The following is a 22,705-nucleotide window of genomic DNA, read 5'->3' on the forward strand; positions in this document are numbered from 1 at the left end:
TGCCTATTGACGCTTGCGGATCGGGTATTCGTGCTCCAGCCGCGCGATTTCTTCGGGGGGCGTGGAAATCAGTTTCAATTCGAGCGGCGAAAGAACCCCGCCGCCGCATGGACCAAACTGGCCGTCGATCCGCCCGCTTTTGATCCGGCCCACGCTCATTTTGTCCGCCGCGTTAGCCGCGGCCGCAACTCCAATTGTGAGCAATGCGCCTGGGTGCCACCGCTGCTGCTCCTCGGTACAGCCTCCATCGCACCACTCGTAACTCGCGATGACTGCCCTGCGATCGATCCTGCTCCGAGGTAAATCGCCACGCAGAATCTTGACGTCTACGAATGTCAGCAGTTCGGTTGGCAGGTTTGTCCCCGGACCGGGCAGCGGGCGAACCTTGGCAAGGCGGCCACTCAGGACGATTGGGCTTAGATTGGCCAGAGCCTCGCGGGCCCGAAGGTCCTCGGCCCTCTTGGCCTGATCGACATGGTTATCGAAGGATTCGAAGTTGGCAATTCTCGCGCAATCGAGAGCGTAGACGGAGGTAGGCCATCCAAATCCGAGTGCAATTGAAACCGCCGCTGACAGCACGCGGTGAGGGAAGCCCGGCTGCATCATCCGTAGCTCCTACGGATCCAGTTCGGTATCCCAGTAGAGATAGTCCAGCCAACTGTCGTGCAGGTAATTCGGCGGGAACATGCGGCCGTTGCGGTGGAGCTGGTGCACGGTCGGCGCGAAGGCGCTCTGGCGCGGAAACATCTTGGCCTGCGCCGGGGTGAGATTGCCCTTGCGCAGATTACAGGGCGAGCACGCCGCGACCACGTTTTCCCAGGTGGTCTGGCCGCCCTTGCTGCGCGGGATGATGTGATCGAAGGTGAGGTCTTCGGGCGAGCCGCAATATTGGCAGGCGAAACGATCGCGCAGGAAGACGTTGAACCGGGTGAAGGCGGGGTGGGTGGTCGGCTTGACGAAGGATTTGAGCGAGACCACGCTCGGCAGCTGCATTTCCAGCGTGGGACTTCGGACCGCCTGATCGTAATGCGCGACGATGTTGACGCGGTCGAGGAACACCGCCTTGATCGCGTCCTGCCACGACCACAGAGACAGTGGGTAGTAACTCAGCGGCCGGAAGTCCGCATTCAGCACCAACACCGGCCAACTGCCTTGCGAGACATGTGCGTTCAAGTAACGCTCCCGGCCTCCATGTACGCTGCGAAGCAGCATGTATTGACATACTACATGCAGCGTGACGGGATTGTGAAGCCCGTTGAGCGACTTATTCAGGCGCAGGCAATGCGGCGGCGGGGTGGCAAAAGCGCTCAAAAACGCCGTGATTCGAGGAGGGGCCGGCAACTGGCGCGGAACCGCCTTTGGCGGCGCGTCGTGGCTTGCCGCGGCGGCTACTCCCGTACCCGTTCCAGCTTCTGCAAGCACCGGGTTGCGCGCACGACGGCCGGCATCTCCTGGTCCGGGAAGCTTGTCGCCCAGTTGGTGACACCGACCTCACCGACGTAGATGTCGCCCTTCGAGTCCAGCGCGATGCCGTGGGGGGCCAGGAATTTGCCGCTGGCCACACCCGGACCTTCCTCGCCGCCGAGCCGCGCGATGCGATTTCCCTTGGCGTCCACGATCGACAGCCGCGGGCCGAGATTGGGCACATTGCGGTTGATATCGAGGCCGGGGCCCAGCTCGCCGATCACGAAGGTCGGGCTCCTGCCGCCGCAGCAGCACAGCGCGCAGGGCCGGTGCAGGTTGTTCCACTGCGTCTCGTATTTGCCCTCGCCATTGAACACCTGCACGCGATGGTTCTCGCGGTCGGCGACGTAGACCCAGCCATCGGAATCGGTGGCGATGTTGTGCACGATGTTGAACTGGCCGGGGTCGGTGCCGGGCTCGCCCCAGCTCTTGATCAGCTTGCCGTCCGGCGTGAACTTGTGCACGCGCGCATTGCCATAGCCGTCGGAGACATAGATCTCGCCTTTCGGCGACAATGCGGTGTGGGTGCAGCGGTGGAACGGCTCGCCGCTCATGAACGGTGCCGGCTTTGCGGGGATCCCGATCGTCAGCAGCACCTTGCCGTCGCTGGTGCATTTGCGCACGGTATGGTCGCCGTCGTCGGTGCAGTAGAGATTGTCGTCGGCATCGATGTGCAGGCCGTGCGCGCGCGAGAACAGGCCCTCGCCCCAACTGCGCAGGAAATTGCCCTCGCGATCCAGCACCACCATCGGATGGGCGCCGCGGTTGAAGACATAGACGCGGTCGAGGCTGTCGACCGCGACCGCGGCGACGTCGGTGAGCTGCCAGCCGTCCGGAAGTTTCGCGAAGTTTTCGACGACGCGGTAGCGGTGCTCGCCGGTGCCGAGAATGGCTGGCATTGGGTTTCTCCTCTTGTCATTCCGGGGCGCGCGTAGCGTGAACCCGGAATCCATCGGGCCGCATATCCCGGGGGTAGATGGATTCCGGGCTCGCGCTACGCGCGCCCCGGAATGACGTGTGTGTTACCTTGTATCCACCTCACGCCCCAAAATCCCTTCCTCGATGGCCTTGATCTGGAGCGCGAGATATTTCGAGTTGATCCGGCACTGGGCGAGGCTGCCGGCGATGAACCACAGGCCGGGCTGCTTCGTGCGCGCATACATGTTGCGCAGCTCGAAGCCTTCGCCAATCCCCAGACCGGGCCGACGCGATCGGCTACGCCATCGCCGAACAGCTTTCGCACCAGATATTCCTGCGGTTTGTAGCCGGTCGAGAGCACGATCAGGTCGGCCGGAATGGTCGTGCCGTCCTTCATCCGAACGCCCTCGGCGACGAAGCTTTCGATGTCGGAAAACTGCCTGAGCTTGATCGCCCCCTCGGCGATGAGGTTGGAGCAGCCGACGTTGAAATAATAACCGCCGCCGCGGGTGAGGTATTTGAACTGCCAGCCGGTGCCGGCCTCGCCGAAGTCGAGCTTGAAGCCGACGCGGGAGAGGCCGTCGAGCAGCTCCCTGTCGAGCTCCTTCGACTGCTCCGTCAGCATCACATGGGTCTTCTTCGCCAGCGGCGTCGGCATCGAGGTCGCGATCAGATCGTTGTCCTCGAGCGTGCCCTCATTGTAGGTCGCATAGGCCAACTGCGCCGACGGCTCGATATTGGTGACCAGCGTCGGCGAGCGCTGCACCAGGGTCACCTCGGCGCCGCTGGAATAAAGATCCTGCGCGATGTCGTGGCCGCTGTTGCCGGTGCCGATGACGATGGCGCGCTTGCCTGTCCAGTTTTCGCCGTCCTCGTAGCGGCTGGAATGCACCAGCGTGCCCCTGAAATTGTCGAGGGTCGGAATGTCTGGAACATTGGCGATGCCGCTGACGCCGGTCGCCATCACTACATGGCGCGGATGCATGGTGCGCTTGTCGCCGTCCGCGCGGCGCAGCGTGACGGTCCAGCGGCCTTTCGCCTCGTCGTAAGCGCCGTCCTCGAACTCGGTGCCGGTCCAGAAGTTCAGCTCCATCGCGTCGACGTAAGCTTCGAACCAGTTGGCGAGCTTGTCCTTGGGGATATAGACCGGCCAGTTCGCCGGGAACGGCATGTAGGGCAGGTGATTGACCTGCACCTGGTTGTGCAGCGTCAGCGCGTGATAGCGCTTGCGCCAATTGTCGCCGATCCGCGCCTCGCGATCGACGATCAAGGTATCGACCTTCAACTGCTTCAGCCGTGCCGCGATGGCGAGCCCGGCCTGGCCGCCGCCGACCACCAGCACGGCCGGGTCGCGATCGGCGTAGTCGCGCGACGTGTTGCGCTGGTCGAGCCAGTTCGGCCCGCGGAAATCGCGCGAATAGGCCTGGCCGCGCGGCCGTGACGTGCCGAGCTGTTCCTCGAAGCCTTTGAGCTCGTCGAGCGCGGTCAGCAGCGTCCACGCCTTCAACCGGTCGCCGTCGGTGCTATCAGGCACGAGCCGCAGGATGCCGCTGCCGCGGCCGAGCGCGGTCTCGAAATTGAAGATGGCTTCGATGTTGCTGGTGCCGGCGCGCGTCACCCAGCGCGGTGGCGCACGGTTCGGTGCGATCTCGAAATGGGTCGGCGCAGCCCTGGACGCGAGCGCGGCCAACGCCTGCGCGATTGCGCGGCGGCCGGCCAGCGTTTGCAAGTTCCAGCTCAGCGCCAGCACATCGCGCCAAAAGCTGTCGGGGAGGAAGAGGAGGTCCAGCGCGGCGGCGGGTTCCGGATTGCCTAGCGCGCCCGCGAATTCATCGAGCCAGGCCTGCGCGGCGACGGAAATATCCTTCGTCCTGTCCAGCATTCGCGACCTCGTGGCCGTCTTCGCGGCGTTTCCTCTGGAGCATGATCCGGAAAAGTGTGTAGCGGTTTTCCGAAGAGATCATGCTCCAATAATAATAGAGGTCGAACGCTATACTGGATCAGCCGATGTCAAAAGCGCTTTACCCGAGCAGCGAGAGCATATGGCCCTGCTCGGGCGGAATGCGCCCCTTCAACGTGCCGAGATAAATGCGCTGCACCGCCTCCGGCCCGCGGCTCTCGATCACACGCAGGCATTTCTCCAGCAGCGGCGCGAAGCCCGACCATGCCGCGCCAAAGCGCTGCTCGATGCCGCCAGGCCCCCAATCCTTCGCCCGCTTGCGAATATGGTCCGGCGCGAAGAACCAGCGCGGTTTTGCGCCGGGCAGGGCTCCTTCGTCGGCCTCGGTGGCGCGATGTGTCAAACCGACGCGCACCGAGCATTTCATCTGGTCACCAAAATGCCGGTGCAGTTCGGCGCGCAGGGCGCTGCTGCCGGCCATGTCGACGAAGGCGACCGGCGCATTCGATGGCAAGGACGTCACGCGGTCATAGGTGACGACCTCGTCGTAACATCCGAGCGACGTCACGAAGCCGGTATTACCGGCTGAGGTCAGGCCGATCACCTTGCGGCCGCGTGTGTGCAACAGATGCGCAAGGCCGAACGCGGTCTTGCTCGAGGCGCTCGACAGCAGCACGGTCCGCGCGCCAAAATCATCGTTCTCGGCGAGGAAGTCGTCGACCAGGAACGACAGCATGAACAGCGGTCGCAGCAGCGCCTGGTAGTCGCCCTGCCGGCCTGCGTAGGCGGGGTCGCCGGTGACGCGGGAGTAGAGATTGTAGACCGGCGCCACGCCTTGCCGATGCGCAGCCCCGTCGCGCAAGCCGCGCTTGCTGACGTCCGTGGCTTCGATGACGAGATGTGTCGCCATCGGAAAATAGCCGAACAACTGCTCGCCGGCTGCGACGCCGGGATGTTTCGAGGCGATCACCTCGCCAAAACCCCACACCGGAATGTTGCCGAAGCCCTGCGGCGCCGGAAAGATCTGCCAGTATTTCAGCTCGTCGCCCATCACGGCATAGGTGATGTTGTTGGCGGTGAGCGCGAAGCGCTCGACCTTCACCAGCAGCGCATCCTGCGGCAGCGCGGCTGCATCCGGAATGGCGGTCTCGATCAGCTTGCACTGCTCGAGATCGTTGCGCGCAACGACGAAGTCGGTCGAGGTCATGGCGAAGGTCCCGGCTTTTTTCGTGCCGGCATCTTCTCTTTCACCTGTGAGGGCTTTGCAACAGCAACATTGTTTAAAACGGCGTTCGCCTCGCCCGCGAGCACGCCCTCGCGTTTCTTCACCGCGCGGTAATAGCTCCACCACAGATGCGCCGCCGCGCCGCGCAGCGGACGCCAGGGTTCGGCGAGCGGCACCATCTGCTTCTCCGTCGGCCGTGCCTGAAGGCCGAGGCCGATCTTGATGCCCTCCTGCACCGCGAGGTCGCCGGCCGGCCAGGCATCGCCATGGCCGAGGCAAAACAGGAGATAGACGTCCGCGGTCCACGGTCCGATGCCGGGCAGCGAGATCAGCGTGTGATGCGCGGCGTCGGCATCTTCCTCGGCGAGCACGTCGAGGTTCAGCCGCTCCGCCGTGATCTCGCGCGCAAGATGTTTCAGCGTCTTGATCTTGGCGGCGGACAGGCCAAGCCGTCCCAGCCGGTCGGTGCGCGCGCGGCCCACCGCCTCATGATCGAACGGATCTAATGCGGCCGACAGCCGTCCCCAGATCGCCGCGGCGCTGGCGGTCGAGAGCTGCTGCCCGCAGACGATATGCGCGAGCCCGGGGAAGCCCGGTTCGCGTCGCCGCAAGGCCGGCATGCCCGCAGCCGCAAGCACGGGCTTGAGCCGAGGATCGCGCTTCACCAGCGCGTGGACGGCCTCTTCGAGATCGGACTGGGTTTCGAGGTGGATGGTCATTGTGGCCTAACTCGTCATGCGCGGGCTTGCCGTCTCTGCTAAAGCTGCGCTGGCCCAATACCGAAAAGCCCGTTGATGCCTTCGGCGTAGGCGGGACCCGCGCATCCATCTCCCATCGTAACAGAGTCATGGAAGATGGATGGCCGGGTCAAGCCCGGCCATCACGAGATCCTGTCATATGTCGCCACCCGTTTTCCGATTTGCTCCGAGCCCGAACGGCTTCCTGCATCTCGGCCACGCCTATTCGGCGTTGCTCAACTTCGACCGCGCGCGGGAGGCCGGCGGGCGGCTGTTGCTGCGGATCGAGGACATCGATGCGACGCGCTGCCGGCCTGAGTTCGAGGCGGCGATCTACGAGGATCTCGCCTGGCTCGGCATTGCCTGGGAAACACCGGTGCGCCGGCAGTCGGAGCATCTTTCCGATTACCGCGCCGCGCTGGAAAAGCTCTCTGCGCTCGGCCTCGTCTATCCCGCCTTCGAAAGCCGCGCCGAGATCGCAAGACTTGTGGCCGCGCGCGAGGCCGATGGGCCGTGGCCGCGCGATCCCGACGGCGCGCCGCTGTATCCCGGAGACGCCAAGTCGCTGTCCGCCGGCGAGCAGGCGCGGTTGATCGCATCCGGCGCGCCCTATGCGCTCCGGCTCGACATGGCGGCCGCCTGCTGGCGCGTTGCCAGTCTGGCCTGGAATGAACTCGGCGAGGGGCCGGACGGCGAGAGGGGCGTCGTTCCCGCGCGGCCGGAGGCCTGGGGAGACGTGATCCTGGCTCGCAAGGAGACGCCGACCAGCTACCATTTGTCCGTGGTCGTCGACGACGGCCTCCAGGGGATCAGCGAGGTGGTGCGCGGCCAGGACCTGTTTCACGCCACCTCCGTCCACCGCCTGCTGCAAACCCTGCTTGGCCTGCCGGAACCCGCCTACCGCCACCACGCCCTGATTCGGGATGAAGCCGGGCGGAAGCTGTCGAAATCGAGCCGCTCGACCGGCTTGCGGGAGTTACGCGACGCCGGTGCATCGCCCGTCGGCATCCGCGCTCTGGTGGGATTAGGTGAAGTTTCTCTGGGGTTTAGCCAAACACCGCCGTGACTCCAGGGGTTCCGCCGTGCCATGCTCGACTGACGGCCCGGGGGTTCGAAGGGGATACTTCGAAGGGGAATTATGGCGGCGAAAACGCGCCCAGCGCGCACTACGCGGACGTCCAGGCGATTGCCTCGGAAGCGGTCCGGGGCGGCCGGAAAGGTGCGCAAGCGCACCACCAAAGTGGTCGCGCCGGACGTGGTCCAGGCGGCGCTTGCCGCCTTTGCCCATGAGGTCCGCACGCCCCTGACCGGCATTCTCGCGATCAGCGACCTGCTCGCGACCTCGGATCTCGGGGAGCGGGAGCGGCGCTGGGCTGACACCATCAAGGCCGGTGCCGAGCATCTGGCGAGCCTCGCCACCCTGTTCGTGGACGCCGCCCGAACCGGGAAGGGTGGCGGCGCGCTGCGGCAGGATCTGTTCGACCTGCGGGCGCTGGCCCGCAGCGCCGGCGATTCGCTCGCCGGGCGCGCCGCGGCCAAGGGCCTCCAGGCCCAGGTCGAGCTCTCCGAAAAGCTGCCAGGGCTGGTGGTCGGCGATCCCGTCCGCCTGCGCGCTGCACTCGAGAACCTCATCGACAATGCGGTGAAGTTCACCGACCAGGGCGGCGTGGCGCTCGTGGTCGCGCCTTGGCGTCCAACCAAAGGCAAGAAAAACGACAAGATGAAGGGCAGGGTCGGCGTCGCCTTCGCGGTGTCCGACAGCGGCATCGGCCTGACCATGGCCGAGATCAAGCGGCTGTTCCGCCCGTTCACCCAGGCCAATGTCACCATCGCCTCGCGCTTCGGCGGCGCGGGCTTGGGGCTATCCTCGGTGAAGCAGCTGGCGCGCGGGATGGGTGGCGACATCTCGGTCGCACCGCGGCGCGGCGGCGGCGCCACCTTCACATTGACCGTGTCGCTGGACGCGGCGGGACCGGCCAGGTCCCGCAAGGCGAAGGGCGAAGCCGAGGCCGATGCGGCGGCCGCGCTGCGCGTGCTCAGCGTCGAGGACAATCCGTTCGGTCGCGTCGTGCTCAACACCATTTTGACCGAGCTCGGCCATCATGCCGAGTTCATCGGGCGCGGCGAGGACGCGGTGAACCGGCTGGCACAGGGGGCTTTCGACGCGGTGCTGATGGACATGGTGCTGCCGGGCATCGACGGCGTCGAGGCCATCCGGCGGATCCGCACCATGCCGGCGCCGCTCGCTCAAATACCCATCATCGGCGTCTCCGGGCGCGGCGAGGACGAGGCGGCCTCGCGCGAGGCGGGCGCCGACGCCTTCCTGGTCAAGCCCGTGTCTCCGCGTGCTTTAGCGACTGCGCTGCTTGAAGCGACACGCCGTGAGGTAGCCGCGACTTGATGATCGCGGCGTTGAGCTCGCCGCCGTAGACGAAGATCGCGGCGATGAAATACAGAAACACCAGCGCGATGATCACCGAGGCCAGCCCCGCATACATCGTCACGTAATTGTTGGCGAAGCGCGCCAGATATTGCCCGAACACGATGCCCGAGATCAGCGACGCCACCATGGTGAAGACGATGCCGGGCAGGATCTGGAGGAAGCTGCGCCGCCCCGCCGGCACCCACGCATGCAGGATGATCAGCGCCACCACCAGCGCGCCGATGGTGATGCCGTAGCGCAGCCAGGTGAGGATGCTCTCGTTGGACTCGACGAACAGCGGGATGTGGCGTCGCGTCGCCTCGATGATGAGTGGGCCGAGCACGATCAGGAACGCCATGGCAAGCGCGGTGAAGGCCGCAACCAGCGTATAGCCGATCGATTCCAGCCGCAGCCAATACCAGCGCCGCATCTCCACCACCGCATAGGCGCGGTTGAGCGCGACGCGGAGCGCCTCGACTCCGTTCGAGGCGAAATAGACCGACAGCGCCGCGCCGATGGTCAGCACGCCGGTGCGGGTCGTGGTCAGCACGTCGTGGATCTCGCCGGAAAGGCTGTCGGCGACCTGCTTGGGCCAGACCTCGAGCATCAGGCTGGCGGCCTGGTCGGCGAGCTCCTTGGAACCGAAGAAGCCGGCGAGCGAGGTCAGCACGATCAGGAACGGGAACAGCGCCATCAATGTCGACAGCGCGATGTGGCTCGCGATCGCCCAGCCGTCGTCGGCCAGGAACGTGTAGAACGCATCCATCACGACGACGTAGATGTAGCGGATGGCTTTCACGGCTTGCCCCGGCGCATACCATCTCCCCGCTTGCCGGGAGAGGCAAAGAAGACAGGCGACCTATGCAGATCAGAAATCATCCAGCTAGCTTCTGATATTATTGGCTTAAAAGCCAGATCGGCGACCAACCCAGTCGTCATTCTGGGGCGATGTGACGGGACCGCGCAAAGCGCGACCCAGAGCATCGAGCCCGGAATCCATTTCGCCGCGCGTGACGCTGCTTGATGGATTCCGGGCTCGCGCCACCGGGCCGCGTTGCCGACCCGTTGGCGCGCCCCGGAATGACGGGTGGGGGGAGATAGCGGACCGGCGCCCACGGTGTTATCTACCCCCGATGGCATCTATCCTGAGTACTTTCATTCTGCCGGCGGCGGCCGGTGCCGTGGCGTTGGTGCTGCTGCTCGGTCTCGTCAACATGATGCGCGGCGGCTCGCCCAACACCTCGCAGAAGCTGATGCGCTGGCGCGTGCTCCTTCAGTTCGTGGCGATTGTCATTGCCATGATCGCGGTCTGGGCGATGGGGCGTTGAACATGGTTGTGCTGAATCGCATCTATACGAAGACTGGTGACGACGGCACGACAGCGCTCGGCTCGGGCGAACGCCGTCCGAAGTATGATTTGCGCATCGAGGCCTATGGCACGGTGGACGAGACCAATGCCGCGATCGGCGTCGTGCGTCTCCATACCCATGATGCGCCCGAGTTCGATGCGATGCTCGGCCGCATCCAGAACGACCTGTTCGATCTCGGCGCCGACCTCGCCGTGCCCGAGCGTGAGGGCAAGGTGGAACGGCTGCGGGTGGTGGCAAGCCAGGTCGAGCGGCTCGAGCACGACATCGACGCGCTCAACGACAAGCTCGCGCCGCTCACTTCCTTCGTGCTGCCGGGGGGAACGCCCGCTGCCGCCTACCTCCATGTCGCACGCACGATATGCCGCAGGGCGGAACGCGTGATGGTGGAACTGGCGGCCCAGCCGGGCGAGCCGGTCGGCGCTGCTGGTATCCAGTATATGAATCGCCTGTCGGACTTCCTGTTCGTGGCCAGCCGCGCCGCCAACCATAACGGCGCCGGCGACGTGCTCTGGGTTCCAGGCCAGAACCGCTGACCCATTGGGGCGGCGCATTTCTAAGGTCTAAAATTTGGCCCCTTCGCGCGTTGACCGGGCCGGGTCAGGCCTTTAGGTTCCGCGCCAGTTGATACCCCCCTCCCAAATTGAGTGAAAGAGGATCGATGAAGGTCTTAGTGCCGGTAAAGCGGGTGGTCGATTACAACGTCAAGGTCCGCGTCAAGGGCGATGGATCGGGCGTTGAACTCGCCAACGTCAAGATGTCGATGAACCCGTTCGACGAAATCGCGGTCGAGGAAGCGCTGCGCCTGAAGGAAGGTGGCAAGGCCACCGAGGTCGTGGTGGTTTCCATTGGACCGGCGCAGGCGTCGGAGACGATCCGCACCGGTCTTGCCATGGGCGCCGATCGCGGCATCCTGGTGAAGGCCGAGGGCACCGTCGAGCCGCTCGCCGTCGCCAAGATCCTGAAGAAGGTCGCTGAGGAAGAGCAGCCGGGCCTGATCATCCTCGGCAAGCAGGCGATCGACGACGACAGCAACCAGACCGGCCAGATGCTGGCCGCGCTGCTCGGCTGGTCGCAGGCGACGTTCGCCTCGAAGCTCGAGGTCGAAGGAAGCGACTTCAAGGTCACTCGTGAAGTCGACGGGGGCTTGCAGACCGTGAAGCTGAAGGGACCGGCGATCGTGACCACCGACCTGCGTCTCAACGAGCCGCGCTACGCCTCGCTGCCCAACATCATGAAGGCGAAGAAGAAGCCGATCGCGGAGAAGACCGTCGCCGATTACGGCGTTGACGTCACCGCGCGCCTCGAGGTTCTCAAGACGACCGAGCCGGCGGGCCGCAAGGCCGGCGTCAAGGTCAAGGACGTCGCCGAGCTGGTGTCGAAACTCAAGAACGAAGCCGGGGTGCTCTGATGACGACGCTTCTGATTGCCGAACACGACAACGCGTCGTTGAAGGATGCGACCAACAAGGCCCTGACCGCGGCCGCCGCGCTCGGCGCGGACGTCGAGGTCCTGGTGGCCGGCGAGGGTGCCAAGGCCGCGGCGGATGCCGCCGCCAAGCTCGCGGGCGTGAAGAAGGTGCTGCTCGCCGATGGCGCGCTTTACGCGCACGATCTTGCCGAGCCGCTGGCCGCGCTGATCGTCTCGCTGGCCCCGTCCTATGACGCGATCGTCGCGCCCGCGACCTCGCGCTTCAAGAACGTGATGCCGCGCGTCGCAGCCCTGCTCGACGTCATGCAGGTCTCGGAGATCATCAAGGTGGTCGCCCCCGATACCTACGAGCGTCCGATCTATGCCGGCAACGCCATCCAGACGGTGAAGTCGAAGGACGCCAAGAAGGTCATCACGGTGCGGACCTCCACCTTCGCCGCAGCGGGCGAGGGCGGCAGTGCGCCGGTCGAGAGCGTTCAGGCGGCGGCTGATCCGGGCCTGTCGTCCTTCGTTGGCGAGGAGGTCGCCAAGAGCGACCGTCCCGAGCTGACCTCGGCGAAGATCATCGTCTCCGGTGGCCGTGCCATGCAGAGCCGCGAGAATTTCGCCAAATACATCGAGCCCCTCGCCGACAAGCTCGGCGCCGGCGTCGGTGCCTCGCGCGCGGCGGTGGACGCCGGCTATGCGCCGAACGACTGGCAGGTTGGCCAGACCGGCAAGGTCGTGGCCCCCGAGCTCTATGTCGCGGTGGGCATTTCCGGCGCGATCCAGCATCTGGCCGGCATGAAGGACTCCAAGGTGATCGTGGCGATCAACAAGGACGAGGACGCGCCGATCTTCCAGGTCGCCGATTACGGCCTGGTCGCCGACCTCTACCAGGCGGTTCCGGAGCTGACAGCCGAACTCGGCAAGCTCGGCAAGTAAAAGCCGTTCAAAACACCGGCCGGAGGTATACACTCCGGCCGGTGTTTCATTTTTGAGGCGTTTTCTTTGGCGTGGGGCACGCCGGGGGAGCGATCCAATCTAGGTTTCGAGCCAAGGTTCTGATTAAATCAAGGCTCTGATCAATCAGACCTCCCGGCTTGGGGGATAGGCAGGCGCGATATGCGCGCCGTTCCGGTGGATGACATTATGGCGGCAGTGATCAAGAAGGTCGGCGTGATCGGCGCGGGGCAGATGGGCAATGGCATCGCGCATGTTGCGGCGCTGGCTGGCTTCGACGTGGTGCTCAACGACGTTTCGGCCGATCGCCTCAAGTCGGGCATGGCCACCATCAACGGCAATCTGGCCCGCCAGGTCTCCAAGAAGGTCGTCACCGAGGAGGCCAAGACCAAGGCGCTGTCGCGCATCGTGGCCGCCGAGAAGCTCGACGATCTCGCCGACTGCGATCTCGTGATCGAGACTGCGGTCGAGAAGGAGGAGGTCAAGCGCAAGATCTTCCACGAGCTCTGCGCCGTGTTGAAGCCCGAGGCGATCGTCGCCTCGGATACGTCCTCGATCTCGATCACGCGCCTTGCCGCCGCCACCGACCGGCCCGAGCGCTTCATCGGCATCCACTTCATGAATCCGGTGCCGCTGATGGAGCTGGTGGAGCTGATCCGCGGCATCGCCACCGACGATGCGACCTTCGAGGCATCCAAGGAATTCGTCGCCAAGCTCGGCAAGCAAGTCGCGGTCTCCGAGGATTTCCCGGCCTTCATCGTCAACCGCATCCTGCTGCCGATGATCAACGAGGCGATCTACACGCTGTACGAAGGTGTCGGCAACGTCGAGGCGATCGACGCGGCGATGAAGCTCGGGGCGCACCATCCGATGGGTCCGCTCGAGCTTGCCGATTTCATCGGCCTCGATACCTGCCTGTCGATCATGCAGGTGCTGCACGAGGGCCTCGCCGACTCCAAGTACCGTCCGTGCCCGCTCCTGGTGAAATACGTCGAGGCCGGCTGGCTCGGCCGCAAGACCCAGCGCGGCTTCTACGATTATCGCGGCGCCAAGCCGGTTCCGACGCGCTGACGTCGTAGGGTGGGAAAAGGCGCAAAGCGCCGTGCCCACCGTGTCTCCGCAACTAGGATGCTGATTGGTGGGCACGCTTTGCTTTGCCCGCCCTACGGCTCCGTGACAATTCATGTCGCGTTAACCCCTCGCGCCTAGGTTACGGCCGGTACGAGGGTTCGCGTAATGGACATGATGGCAATGGTCAGCACCATGCTGGCCGCTCAGCAAGGCGCGTTGCAGTCGAATATCGCGGCGACGCTGACCAAGCAGAACATGGATATGGAGAAATCCACCATCCTGACGCTGATGGGCGCCGGTCAGCCCTCGCTCGCCAACGTCGGCCCCGGCGTCGGCGGCAATCTCAACGTTACGGCCTGAAACTCTTAAAGCGCCGCGGCGGCCTTGCCCGTCGCAGCCCGGATCAGCTTGAGCGCGTCCTCGCTCGCCCATTCCGCCGGTCCCGCGATCGTCGCGATCTCGCAGCCCTGCGGGTCGACCAGCACCGAGGTCGGCATGCCGAGCGCCCGGCCTATGGCCTTAAGATCCTGGAAAACCTTGGCTTTCTGATCGTTGAAATAGCCGAGCCGGGTCAAATTGGCCTCTTTCAGGAAGGTCTTGGGCTTCTCGGGGTCGCGGGTGTCGATATTGATCGCGACCACCTCGAAATTCGGGCCCGAAAGCTTGCCCTGGAGCTCGTCCAGCGCCGGCATTTCCTTCCGACAGGGCACGCACCAGGTGGCCCAGAGGTTCACCAGCAGCGTCTTGCCGCGGAAATCGGACAGCTTTTTCGGCTTGCCGTCGGCGTCCTCGAAAGCGAGGTCGGGCAGCTTCAGGGGCGCGCTCGCCATGGTCAGCGCCGCCACCTCGCCATGGGCGAGCGGGGCGATTTTTTGCGCCGTAGCCACTGCCGCCCGGCAGGCCGGATCGCCGGTAGGCGCCCGGCTCAGGCCCAGCCCGTACAGCGCAGCGAAGCCGGCCAGTCCGCCGACCGCCACGGTGGCGATGACGAGGGGGATCCGGCGCGTGGCGGAGGGCTTCGTGTCGAGCATATCGTTTGTCATCCGGTCGCAGATATGGCTATCAGGGGCCTCTTAATACGGCTGGCGGCGGCCAGCAAACGTGACCAGCGACAAGCAAGGCGTGAGCAGGGGATCATGAGCAACAAGATGTGGGGCGGCCGGTTCTCGGAACGTCCCGATGAGATCATGGAAGAGATCAACGTCTCCATCGACGTCGATCGTCACCTCTATGCCCAGGACATTGCCGCGTCCAAGGCCCACGCCGCGATGCTTGCCACGCAGGGCATCATCACGGCCTCTGATGCGAAAAATATCGGCAAGGGTCTAGACACGATTTTGTCAGAGATCGGCAAGGGCGGCTTCACGTTCAAGCGCGCGCTCGAGGACATTCACATGAATGTCGAGAGCCGCCTGTCCGAGCTGATCGGCCCCGCCGCCGGCCGGCTGCACACCGCGCGCTCGCGCAACGACCAGGTCGCCACCGACTTCCGTCTCTATGTCCGCGACGTCATCGACGAGACCGATGCCGCGCTCGCCGCGTTCCAGCAGGCGCTGGTCGCGCGCGCGCTGGAGCATGCCGGCACCGTGATGCCCGGCTTCACGCATCTGCAGACCGCGCAGCCCGTGACCTTCGGCCATCATTTGCTCGCCTATGTCGAGATGGCCGCGCGCGACCGCGGCCGTTTCCAGGACGCCCGCAAGCGGCTCAACGAATCGCCGCTCGGCGCCGCCGCGCTTGCCGGCACCTCGTTCCCGATCGACCGCCACGCGACCGCAAAGGCGCTTCTGTTCGACCGGCCGATGGCGAACTCGCTCGACGCGGTCTCCGACCGCGACTTCGTGCTGGAGACGCTGTCGGCGGCTTCCATCTGCGCCGTGCACATGTCGCGCTTTGCCGAGGAGATCGTGATCTGGACCTCGCCGCTGGTCGGCCTCATCCGCCTCAGCGACAAGTTCACCACCGGCTCCTCGATCATGCCGCAGAAGCGCAACCCGGATGCCGCCGAGCTCGTACGCGCCAAGACCGGCCGCGTCATCGGTGCGCTCAACGGTCTCCTGATCGTGATGAAGGGCCTGCCGCTCGCCTACCAAAAGGACATGCAGGAGGACAAGCAGGGCGCGATGGAGGGCTTTGCCGCGCTGTCGCTCGCCATCCGCGCCATGACCGGCATGGTCCGCGACCTCGCGCCCGATGAGGCCAAGATGAAGGCCGCCGCCGGCGAGGGCTATGCCACCGCGACGGATCTGGCCGACTGGCTGGTGCGGACGCTGAAGATGCCGTTCCGCGAGGCGCACCACGTCACCGGCCGCATCGTGGCCAAGGCCGCCGAGGGCGGCGTGGCGCTGCACGAGCTGCCGCTGAAGGAGATGCAGGCGATCGAGCCCAGGATCACCAAGGACGTGCTCGGCGTGCTCTCGGTCGAATCGTCGGTGAAGAGCCGGACCAGCTTCGGCGGTACCGCGCCGAAGAACGTGGCGTCGCAGGCAAAGAGCTGGGCGAAGCGGCTGGAAAAAGAGCGAAAATTGGGCTGAGGGGCAAAATTTCGCTTATGTTTCATGGTCATCCGGCTCTCGCCAGAGCGCGCCAATCTCTGTATGGTGCGCCCCGCGTAGTGGGGAATTCGTCGTGACGTCAAAGTTTCGCCCGGCCGGCTCGGGGTGGGCCATCATTGTCTTGAGCCTGACGGCGCTCGCGCTTGCCGGCTGCGGCCGCAAAGGTCCCCTCGACCTGCCGCCGACCGCCTCCGGCGCGTCCACGGCCAACGTCGCAGCTCCAACCGACACCGAGACCGCAGCCCAAAAGACGCCGAGCCTGTTCAACCCCAGCTCCGCCGCCGACGCCGCCCCCGCGGCGTCCAAGGGCAAGAAGAAACCGTTTATTCTCGACCCGCTCCTGGACGACCAACCCAGCAAATAGGCTGGGGCAACTGAGCCAACGCCATGAACCATTTCGACTACCGCAACGGCGTGCTGCACGCCGAGGCGGTGAACCTGTCCGAGCTGGCCGCAACCGTCGGCACGCCGTTCTATTGCTATTCGACCGCGACGCTGGAGCGGCATTACCGCGTCTTCGCCGATGCTTTCGCCGGCGAGAAGGTGCTGGTCTGCTACGCCATGAAGGCGAACTCCAACCAGTCGGTGCTGCGTACGCTCGCCAGGCTTGGCGCCGGCGCCGACGTGGTCTCCGGCGGTGAATTGAAGCGTGCTCTGGCCGCGGGTATCCCCGCACGCAAGATCCTGTTCTCCGGCGTCGGCAAGACGGAAGACGAGCTGCGCGCTGCGCTCGCCGCCGACATCCTCTGCCTCAACGTCGAATCCGAGCCGGAGCTCGAGCTGTTGTCGCGCCTTGCGACCGAGATGGGCAAGACCGCGCGGATTTCCGTGCGCGTCAATCCCGATGTCGACGCCGGCACGCATGCCAAGATCTCCACCGGCAAGTCCGAGAACAAGTTCGGCATCCCGATCGCGCATGCCCGCGAGGTCTATGCGCGCGCGGCGAAGCTGCCCGGGATCCAGGTGACCGGCACCGACGTGCATATCGGCAGCCAGATCACCGATCTGTCGAAGATGGAGACGGCGTTTCGCATCCTCTCCGAATTCGTGCAGACGCTGCGTGCCGACGGCCACGACATCTCGCATGTCGATTTCGGCGGCGGCCTCGGCATTCCCTATTACATGGATCGCGAGGCGCCGCCGGCGCCCGATGCCTATGCCGCCATGGTCAAGCGCGTCAGCCATAATCTCGGCTGCACGCTGATGTTCGAGCCGGGCCGCATGATCGTCGGCAATGCCGGCATCCTGGTTGCCAAGGTGATCTATGTGAAGCACGGCGACGGCAAGAATTTCGTCATCATCGACGCTGCGATGAACGATCTGATCCGCCCGACGCTGTATGAGGCCCATCACGATATCCTGCCGGTAACGCAGCCGGCCCGGGACGCGGCCACGATGGTGGCCGATGTCGTCGGGCCGGTCTGCGAGACCGGCGACTATCTCGCGCTCGACCGCACGCTGCCGACGCCGAAGGCGGGCGATCTCCTCGCCATCATGACCGCCGGCGCCTATGGCGCGGTGCAGGCCGGCACCTACAACACGCGGCCGCTGGTGCCCGAGGTGCTGGTGAAGGACGACCAATACGCCGTGGTTCGCCCGCGCATCGATGTCGAGCAACTGATCGCGATGGACACGCCGGCGCCGTGGCTGTGAGGCGTGTCGTGATCTCATCGTGAGACGCGACGTAACCTCGACAATTTCGGTGTCGTCCTGGCGAAAGCCAGGACCCATTACCCCAGGGAGTACTTTGGCGGGAGGCTGGTAACCACGAGTCTTCGCCAAACCTCGCCCTGTGGTAATGGGTCCTGGATCAGCGCTTGCTACGCTCGCTTGTCCAGGACTACCTGGAAAGGGGATGCGCGAGAAAACTACTTCCCCGCCAAACCGCCCGTCTTTCCCCCAACCACAACCCCCGCCTTCTTCTCGATCGGCTTGATCGCCGCGGTGAAATCGGAATCGGCGCCTTCCGCGCTGATCACGGTCTCCCACAGGCGCCCCACGGCGTCCGCGACCTCCATCGACAGGCCGAGCTGCTTCATTTCCTCCAGCGCGAGGCGCACGTCCTTCACCATCAGCCCCGTGGCGAAGCCGAAATCGAACGTGCGCGGCAGCACCGAGCGCGGAAACTTGTCGCGGCTCGCAGTATTCATGCCCGAGCCGGCATTGATGACGTCGATCATCACGGCGGGATCGAGCCCGGCCTTCACACCCATGACGACCGCCTCCGACGTCGCCACGATCGCGGTGGCCGAGAGGAAATTGTTGGCGAGCTTCATGGTCTGCGCGGCACCCGGCTTCTCGCCGATGAAGAACACTTTTCCGATCACATCGAGCGCCGGCTTGAGCAGCTCGAACTCCGCCTTCGGCCCCGACACCATTACCGCCAGCGTGCCCTTCTCGGCGCCGCCGACGCCGCCGGAGACGGGGCAGTCGATCTGTACGATGTCGCGCTTGGCGAGCAGGCCGTGAATCTTCGAAGCCATCGTCGAGCCGACGGTGGACAGATCGATGAAGCGCTTGACGCGGCTCCCCTCGATCACGCCGTTCGTCCCCGTTGCAACTTCGAGCGAAGCCTGCAGCGAGGGCAGGCTCGCCATCACGGTCTCGACCTGATCGGCAACGTCCTTTGGCGACGTCGCCGGCGTCGCACCGCGCGCCACGAGCTTGTCCACGACCTCCTTGCGCGTGTCGAACACGACGAGCCGGTTGCCAGCCTCGATCAGGCGCCGCGCCATCGGAAAACCCATGTTTCCGAGGCCGATGAATCCGATGTCCATGGTGTTCCTTGTGTTGATTATTCGTTGTTGTCGTGAAAATCCGCGCTCTATCCCCGGTGTCGTCCCGGACAAGCGCGCCTCAAGCGCGCGCAGATCCGGGACCCATAGCCCCAGGAGCAGTCGCAGCGCGAAAGCGGTCACTCCGAGTCCCGCTAACCACATCCGCCTGTGGGTATGGGTCCCGGATCGGCGCTACGCTCCGCTTCGCTTGTCCGGGACGACAGTGGCGAGAGCCTGCCCCCTCACGCCTTCCCATCAATCTCCGCGAACACCTCGCGCGCGATGCGAAAGCTGTCGACTGCGGCCGGCATGCCGCCGTAGATCGCGACCTGCATCAGGATCTCGCGGATCTCGTCGCGGGTGACGCCGTTGGTGAGCGCGCCCTTCAGATGCGCACGGAATTCGTGCTGGCGGTTGAGGATCGCGATCATCGCGATGTTGAGCATGCTGCGGGTCTTGCGCGGCAGCTCCTCGCGGCCCCACACCGTGCCCCAGCAATATTCGTTGAGCATCTCCTGGAACGGACGGTTGAAGTCGTCGACGTTCTTCAGGGCGTTGTTGACATAGGCTTCCCCCAGCACCGCTTTGCGGACTTCCAGGCCCTTGTCGTGCATCTTCTTGTCCATGGCGTTTCCTTCGTTTCCCTTTGCATGTCCCTTGGATGGCGGCGCGGAAATTACGGGGTTGCGGCGGGCCAGTCACGTCCTCGTGTTATGCGGGAAAAGGGGTGTCTCCCGTACAGGAACGGATGCCTCAGTGCTGCCGTTGTGATACGCTCTTCTCCACCGGGCAACCTGGAGAGCTTATTGAACGGCGTCACCCCTGACCCGTCAGACCCGATCCGCGATGGCGACGCTCTGTCGCGGTTGAAGCTGGCGCAGGCCCTCGATCGGGCGAGATATGCCATCGCGTGGGAGCGTGCCTGGCCGAATCTGGCGCGGCTTCTGACCGTCGTCGGCCTGTTCCTGGCGCTGTCCTGGGCCGGTCTCTGGCTGGCGCTGCCGTTCCTTGCCCGCGCCATCGGTCTCGTCGTTTTCGCCGGCATCGCGATTGCCGCCCTGTTCCCGCTGGTTCGCTTCCGCTGGCCGAGCCGCGAGGAGGCTTTGGGCCGGCTCGATCGCGGCTCCGGCATCCGTCACCGCCCGGCCACCACGCTCACGGACACGCTGACCTCGCAGGACCCGGTTGCGAAGGCGCTGTGGCAGGCGCAGCGTGAGCGCACGCTGGCCTCGCTCAAGCGCATCCGCGCCGGTCTGCCGCACCCGCGGCTCGCTCTGCACGATCCCTGGGCGCTGCGTGCGCTGGTCATGGTGATGCTGGTTGCGACCTTCTTCGCCGCCGGCGACGAGCGTGCGATGCGGCTAGGGGCGGCCTTCGACTGGAACGGCGTGCTGGCGCCGACCAATGTTCGCGTCGATGCCTGGGTCACGCCGCCGCTCTACACCGGCAAGCCGCCTGTGATCCTGTCGGCCGCCAACAGGGAGGCCGCGGCGCTGCCCGCCAGCGGTCCGCTCGCCGTTCCCGCCGGCTCGACCCTGATCGTGCGTTCCTCCGGCGGCAGCCTGGATGTCGCCGTCTCCGGCGGCCTCAAGGAGGTCGCCCCCACTGAAGCCACGCCCAAGGGCACCAACGAGAAGCATTTCGCGATCACCGGCGACGGCACCGCGCATGTCCGCGCGCCCTCCGGCCAGCCGCAATGGGCGTTTGCGGCAACGCCGGACCGCGCGCCGACGATTGCGCTGGCCAAGGATCCGGAGCGCCAGGCGCGCGGCGCGCTTCAGCTCTCCTACAAGATCGAGGACGATTACGGCGTCACCGGCGCCGAGGCGCACATTGGCCTGCGCGCCGCCGACGCCAAGGACGGCGCGAAGGAAGCCACCAAGGACGCCGATACCAAGGCGGCCGCACGGCCGCTGTTCCAGCCGCCGCAATTCCCGCTGGTGCTGCCGAATGCGCGCACCCGCAACGGCGTCGGCCAGACGGTGAAGGACCTCAGCGAGGACCCCTATGCCGGCGCCGACGTCACGCTGACCCTCACCGCCAAGGACGAGGCCGGCAACGAGGCTAGAAGCGAACCCTTCAACATGCGCCTGCCCGAGCGGCTGTTCACGAACTCGCTCGCGCGCGCACTGATCGAGCAGCGCCGCATCCTCGCGCTCGACGCCAACAAGAATTCCGACGTCTATGCCGCGCTCGACGCGCTGATGATCGCGCCCGAATTGTTCACCCCGGATGCCGGCTGCTATCTCGGTCTCCGCAGCCTCGCGCTCCAGCTCGAGGCGGCCCGCACCGACGACGCGATGCGCGACGTCGTGGCGAGCATGTGGGCGTTCGCGGTCACCATCGAGGACGACGGTGTCGCCGGCAGCGTCAACGCGGCGCTGCGCTCGGCGCAGGACGCGCTCAAGCGGGCGCTGGAGCGCGGTGCCGGCGAGGACGAGATCAGGGTGCTGACGCAAAAGCTCCGCGAGGCCATGGCCGGCAAGGTGCGCGACCTCGCCCGGCGCGCCGAGCAAAATCCGCTGGGACCCCGGCAGCCGTTCCCCGCGGAGGTCCAGCTCATCCTCGACAAGGCCGTCGAGCTGCGACAGAAGACCCAGCACGCGACGCCCGAGCAGCTCGAGGAGCTGGCGCAGCAGCAGGACGCATTGCGTCAGCAGCTTCAGGCCTATCGCAAGTCGGCGAGCAACCGGGCCAAGGCGGGGGACGACGGGGCCAATCAGTTTACGCGGGACCGGAAATGCGGAAGCTAGCGCGCGTGCCAGTCTTGAGGGCGATCTCGATCGCCTGCCTCGCCTTCCTGTTGGGAGGCCTTCCGTCCGTCGCTGCCCAGCAGGATCAGGATCCCGATGCGCTGCTCGATGGCGCGGAAAAGGCGATGCAGGATGCCGGCGATAACCTCCGACAGAAGGAATCCGGGCGCAGCCTGAACAATCAATCCGATGCCATTCAGAAGCTCGAGGAGTACAAGCGCGCGACGGAAAGGAACCAATCCTCCAATCGCGATCGCTCCGTCATCACGCAGCGGGATCTGGAAGATCTCCTGAAGCAGATCGAGAAGGCGGCGCGCGAAGGCAATCGCGAGGCGGCGCAGCGCATGCTCGAGCAGCTGGCGCAGATCATGGAAAATCTCCAGATGGCGCAGCCCGGGCAATCCGGCGACAGCGACATGGAGCAGGCGCTCAACGAGCTCAGCGACATGATCCGCAAGCAGCAGCAATTGCGCGACAAGACCTACAAGCAGGGCCAGGACTCCCGGCGTGACCGCTCGCGCGGCAAGCAGCAGGGCGATCAGTCGATGTCGGACCTCCAGCAGGACCAGCAGGCGCTGCGCGACCGGCTGAAGAAGCTGCAGGACGAGCTCGCCAAGCGCGGCCTCACGCAGAAGGGACAAAAGGGCCAGAAGGGGCAGAAGGGCCAGCAGGGCGATCAGGGACAGCCCGGTCAGGATGGCGATCAGGACGGTGACGATGACGACGGCAGCCTGGACACCGCCGACGGTGCCATGGGCGATGCGGGCTCAAAGCTCGGCGAGGGCAATGCAGACGGCGCCGTGGACTCGCAGGGCAAGGCTCTCGACGCCTTGCGCAAGGGTGCGCAGAAGATGGCCGAGGCGATGCAGCAGGGGGATGGCGAGGGGCAGGGCGATGGTCCGGGCAACCGGGCCGGCCGCCAGCAGAGCGGCGGCAATCAGACCGATCCGCTCGGTCGCCCGCTTCACGGCCGTGAGTTCGGCGACGACTACACGGTCAAGATCCCCGGCGAGATCGACGCCCAGCGCGTCCGCCGCATCCTCGAAGAGCTCCGCCGCCGCTTAGGGGATACCTCGCGTCCGCAGATCGAGCTCGATTATATCGAGCGGCTGCTGAAGGATTTTTGAGGCGAGAACCCGGTTA

22 protein-coding genes and 1 pseudogene are annotated in these 22,705 nt (G+C 65.4%); 13 read left to right on the forward strand and 10 right to left on the reverse strand.

Translation table 11 applies throughout. From position 1 onward, the window contains the following. Nucleotides 1-3 precede the first annotated feature (3 nt). From BJA_RS06955 to BJA_RS06980, 6 genes and pseudogenes are all read right to left on the reverse strand, one after another. Nucleotides 4-606: a hypothetical protein gene (locus BJA_RS06955; protein WP_011084184.1), complete on the reverse strand. Its 603-nt coding sequence runs from the start codon at nucleotides 604-606 to the stop codon at nucleotides 4-6. Between the two features lie 9 nt (nucleotides 607-615). After that, nucleotides 616-1,173, reverse strand: coding sequence for an HNH endonuclease (locus tag BJA_RS06960; protein ID WP_028173554.1), 558 nt, complete (start codon nucleotides 1,171-1,173; stop codon nucleotides 616-618). A gap of 215 nt (nucleotides 1,174-1,388) precedes the next feature. Beyond that, nucleotides 1,389-2,363, reverse strand: a complete 975-nt coding sequence (locus BJA_RS06965; RefSeq protein ID WP_038965351.1) for a peptidyl-alpha-hydroxyglycine alpha-amidating lyase family protein — start codon at nucleotides 2,361-2,363, stop codon at nucleotides 1,389-1,391. 123 nt (nucleotides 2,364-2,486) lie between these two features. Then, nucleotides 2,487-4,264 (reverse strand): annotated as a pseudogene (locus BJA_RS06970) (flavin-containing monooxygenase). Between the two features lie 139 nt (nucleotides 4,265-4,403). Further along, nucleotides 4,404-5,489 carry a DUF2855 family protein gene (locus tag BJA_RS06975; RefSeq protein WP_011084188.1) on the reverse strand — a complete coding sequence of 362 codons (1,086 nt, stop codon included), beginning with the start codon at nucleotides 5,487-5,489 and terminating at the stop codon, nucleotides 4,404-4,406. After that, nucleotides 5,486-6,226, reverse strand: coding sequence for a DNA-3-methyladenine glycosylase family protein (locus BJA_RS06980; RefSeq protein WP_011084189.1), 741 nt, complete (start codon nucleotides 6,224-6,226; stop codon nucleotides 5,486-5,488). The genes BJA_RS06975 and BJA_RS06980 overlap by 4 nt, the downstream gene beginning before the upstream one ends. A 178-nt stretch (nucleotides 6,227-6,404) precedes the next feature. Here BJA_RS06980 and gluQRS point away from each other — a divergent pair, with 178 nt between their 5' ends. Then, nucleotides 6,405-7,310, forward strand: coding sequence for a tRNA glutamyl-Q(34) synthetase GluQRS (gene gluQRS / locus BJA_RS06985; protein WP_011084190.1), 906 nt, complete (start codon nucleotides 6,405-6,407; stop codon nucleotides 7,308-7,310). A gap of 72 nt (nucleotides 7,311-7,382) precedes the next feature. Next, nucleotides 7,383-8,645, forward strand: a complete 1,263-nt coding sequence (locus BJA_RS06990; protein ID WP_011084191.1) for an ATP-binding protein — start codon at nucleotides 7,383-7,385, stop codon at nucleotides 8,643-8,645. On the opposite strand, the gene BJA_RS06995 is transcribed toward BJA_RS06990, so the two are convergent. Then, on the reverse strand, nucleotides 8,572-9,465 hold the full coding sequence (locus BJA_RS06995; RefSeq protein ID WP_011084192.1) for a YihY/virulence factor BrkB family protein: 894 nt from the start codon (nucleotides 9,463-9,465) through the stop codon (nucleotides 8,572-8,574). The two genes, BJA_RS06990 and BJA_RS06995, sit on opposite strands and share 74 nt — an antisense overlap. Nucleotides 9,466-9,799: 334 nt before the next feature. Here BJA_RS06995 and BJA_RS07000 point away from each other — a divergent pair, with 334 nt between their 5' ends. From BJA_RS07000 to BJA_RS07025, 6 genes are all read left to right on the forward strand, one after another. Then, nucleotides 9,800-9,994 carry a twin transmembrane helix small protein gene (locus tag BJA_RS07000; protein ID WP_027544319.1) on the forward strand — a complete coding sequence of 65 codons (195 nt, stop codon included), beginning with the start codon at nucleotides 9,800-9,802 and terminating at the stop codon, nucleotides 9,992-9,994. Nucleotides 9,995-9,996: 2 nt separating this feature from the next. Continuing rightward, a complete protein-coding gene (locus tag BJA_RS07005; RefSeq protein ID WP_011084194.1) occupies nucleotides 9,997-10,569 on the forward strand; it encodes a cob(I)yrinic acid a,c-diamide adenosyltransferase in 573 nt (190 codons plus the stop codon). A 125-nt stretch (nucleotides 10,570-10,694) separates the two neighbouring features. Beyond that, a complete protein-coding gene (locus BJA_RS07010) occupies nucleotides 10,695-11,444 on the forward strand; it encodes an electron transfer flavoprotein subunit beta/FixA family protein (protein WP_011084195.1) in 750 nt (249 codons plus the stop codon). Then, nucleotides 11,444-12,388: an electron transfer flavoprotein subunit alpha/FixB family protein gene (locus tag BJA_RS07015; RefSeq protein ID WP_011084196.1), complete on the forward strand. Its 945-nt coding sequence runs from the start codon at nucleotides 11,444-11,446 to the stop codon at nucleotides 12,386-12,388. The genes BJA_RS07010 and BJA_RS07015 overlap by 1 nt, the downstream gene beginning before the upstream one ends. 207 nt (nucleotides 12,389-12,595) lie before the next feature. Continuing rightward, nucleotides 12,596-13,477 (forward strand): 3-hydroxybutyryl-CoA dehydrogenase, encoded by an 882-nt coding sequence (locus BJA_RS07020; RefSeq protein ID WP_011084197.1) that lies wholly within the window; start codon nucleotides 12,596-12,598, stop codon nucleotides 13,475-13,477. 165 nt (nucleotides 13,478-13,642) lie between these two features. Next, nucleotides 13,643-13,837: a hypothetical protein gene (locus tag BJA_RS07025; protein ID WP_038965352.1), complete on the forward strand. Its 195-nt coding sequence runs from the start codon at nucleotides 13,643-13,645 to the stop codon at nucleotides 13,835-13,837. Between the two features lie 5 nt (nucleotides 13,838-13,842). Here BJA_RS07025 and tlpA read toward each other — a convergent pair whose 3' ends face one another. Next, the gene (tlpA, locus tag BJA_RS07030) at nucleotides 13,843-14,508 is read right to left on the reverse strand and encodes a thiol:disulfide interchange protein TlpA (protein ID WP_011084198.1); all 666 of its coding nucleotides are present in this window, start codon (nucleotides 14,506-14,508) and stop codon (nucleotides 13,843-13,845) included. Between the two features lie 105 nt (nucleotides 14,509-14,613). Here tlpA and argH point away from each other — a divergent pair, with 105 nt between their 5' ends. From argH to lysA, 3 genes are all read left to right on the forward strand, one after another. Further along, on the forward strand, nucleotides 14,614-16,011 hold the full coding sequence (argH, locus tag BJA_RS07035; RefSeq protein ID WP_038965353.1) for an argininosuccinate lyase: 1,398 nt from the start codon (nucleotides 14,614-14,616) through the stop codon (nucleotides 16,009-16,011). Nucleotides 16,012-16,105: 94 nt separating this feature from the next. Further along, on the forward strand, nucleotides 16,106-16,396 hold the full coding sequence (gene lptM, locus BJA_RS07040; RefSeq protein ID WP_011084200.1) for an LPS translocon maturation chaperone LptM: 291 nt from the start codon (nucleotides 16,106-16,108) through the stop codon (nucleotides 16,394-16,396). A gap of 23 nt (nucleotides 16,397-16,419) precedes the next feature. Continuing rightward, entirely contained in the window at nucleotides 16,420-17,685 is a 1,266-nt protein-coding gene (gene lysA / locus BJA_RS07045) for a diaminopimelate decarboxylase (RefSeq protein WP_011084201.1), read from the forward strand. 215 nt (nucleotides 17,686-17,900) lie between these two features. On the opposite strand, the gene BJA_RS07050 is transcribed toward lysA, so the two are convergent. Together BJA_RS07050 and BJA_RS07055 are read right to left on the reverse strand one after the other, a co-directional pair. Then, complete coding sequence (locus BJA_RS07050; RefSeq protein WP_028173543.1) at nucleotides 17,901-18,809, reverse strand: NAD(P)-dependent oxidoreductase; 909 nt, start codon at nucleotides 18,807-18,809, stop codon at nucleotides 17,901-17,903. A 242-nt stretch (nucleotides 18,810-19,051) separates the two neighbouring features. Beyond that, nucleotides 19,052-19,435: a carboxymuconolactone decarboxylase family protein gene (locus BJA_RS07055; protein WP_008567285.1), complete on the reverse strand. Its 384-nt coding sequence runs from the start codon at nucleotides 19,433-19,435 to the stop codon at nucleotides 19,052-19,054. A 180-nt stretch (nucleotides 19,436-19,615) separates the two neighbouring features. Here BJA_RS07055 and BJA_RS07060 point away from each other — a divergent pair, with 180 nt between their 5' ends. Both BJA_RS07060 and BJA_RS07065 read left to right on the forward strand, forming a co-directional pair. Beyond that, complete coding sequence (locus BJA_RS07060) at nucleotides 19,616-21,562, forward strand: TIGR02302 family protein (RefSeq protein ID WP_028173542.1); 1,947 nt, start codon at nucleotides 19,616-19,618, stop codon at nucleotides 21,560-21,562. Continuing rightward, complete coding sequence (locus BJA_RS07065) at nucleotides 21,550-22,689, forward strand: DUF4175 family protein (RefSeq protein ID WP_011084204.1); 1,140 nt, start codon at nucleotides 21,550-21,552, stop codon at nucleotides 22,687-22,689. The genes BJA_RS07060 and BJA_RS07065 overlap by 13 nt, the downstream gene beginning before the upstream one ends. Nucleotides 22,690-22,705 lie beyond the last annotated feature (16 nt).

It is taken from the genome of Bradyrhizobium diazoefficiens USDA 110, assembly GCF_000011365.1.
In the GTDB taxonomy this organism is placed as follows: domain Bacteria; phylum Pseudomonadota; class Alphaproteobacteria; order Rhizobiales; family Xanthobacteraceae; genus Bradyrhizobium; species Bradyrhizobium diazoefficiens.

Coding starts and splice junctions, on each gene's coding strand:
- BJA_RS06955 (WP_011084184.1), bottom strand. CDS start 606: ATGATGCAGCCGGGCTTCCCTCACCGCGTGCTGTCAGCGGCGGTTTCA.
- BJA_RS06965 (WP_038965351.1), bottom strand. CDS start 2,363: ATGCCAGCCATTCTCGGCACCGGCGAGCACCGCTACCGCGTCGTCGAA.
- BJA_RS06975 (WP_011084188.1), bottom strand. CDS start 5,489: ATGACCTCGACCGACTTCGTCGTTGCGCGCAACGATCTCGAGCAGTGC.
- BJA_RS06980 (WP_011084189.1), bottom strand. CDS start 6,226: ATGACCATCCACCTCGAAACCCAGTCCGATCTCGAAGAGGCCGTCCAC.
- gluQRS (WP_011084190.1), top strand. CDS start 6,405: ATGTCGCCACCCGTTTTCCGATTTGCTCCGAGCCCGAACGGCTTCCTG.
- BJA_RS06990 (WP_011084191.1), top strand. CDS start 7,383: ATGGCGGCGAAAACGCGCCCAGCGCGCACTACGCGGACGTCCAGGCGA.
- BJA_RS07000 (WP_027544319.1), top strand. CDS start 9,800: ATGGCATCTATCCTGAGTACTTTCATTCTGCCGGCGGCGGCCGGTGCC.
- BJA_RS07005 (WP_011084194.1), top strand. CDS start 9,997: ATGGTTGTGCTGAATCGCATCTATACGAAGACTGGTGACGACGGCACG.
- BJA_RS07010 (WP_011084195.1), top strand. CDS start 10,695: ATGAAGGTCTTAGTGCCGGTAAAGCGGGTGGTCGATTACAACGTCAAG.
- BJA_RS07015 (WP_011084196.1), top strand. CDS start 11,444: ATGACGACGCTTCTGATTGCCGAACACGACAACGCGTCGTTGAAGGAT.
- BJA_RS07020 (WP_011084197.1), top strand. CDS start 12,596: ATGGCGGCAGTGATCAAGAAGGTCGGCGTGATCGGCGCGGGGCAGATG.
- BJA_RS07025 (WP_038965352.1), top strand. CDS start 13,643: ATGGACATGATGGCAATGGTCAGCACCATGCTGGCCGCTCAGCAAGGC.
- tlpA (WP_011084198.1), bottom strand. CDS start 14,508: ATGCTCGACACGAAGCCCTCCGCCACGCGCCGGATCCCCCTCGTCATC.
- argH (WP_038965353.1), top strand. CDS start 14,614: ATGAGCAACAAGATGTGGGGCGGCCGGTTCTCGGAACGTCCCGATGAG.
- lysA (WP_011084201.1), top strand. CDS start 16,420: ATGAACCATTTCGACTACCGCAACGGCGTGCTGCACGCCGAGGCGGTG.
- BJA_RS07050 (WP_028173543.1), bottom strand. CDS start 18,809: ATGGACATCGGATTCATCGGCCTCGGAAACATGGGTTTTCCGATGGCG.
- BJA_RS07055 (WP_008567285.1), bottom strand. CDS start 19,435: ATGGACAAGAAGATGCACGACAAGGGCCTGGAAGTCCGCAAAGCGGTG.
- BJA_RS07065 (WP_011084204.1), top strand. CDS start 21,550: ATGCGGAAGCTAGCGCGCGTGCCAGTCTTGAGGGCGATCTCGATCGCC.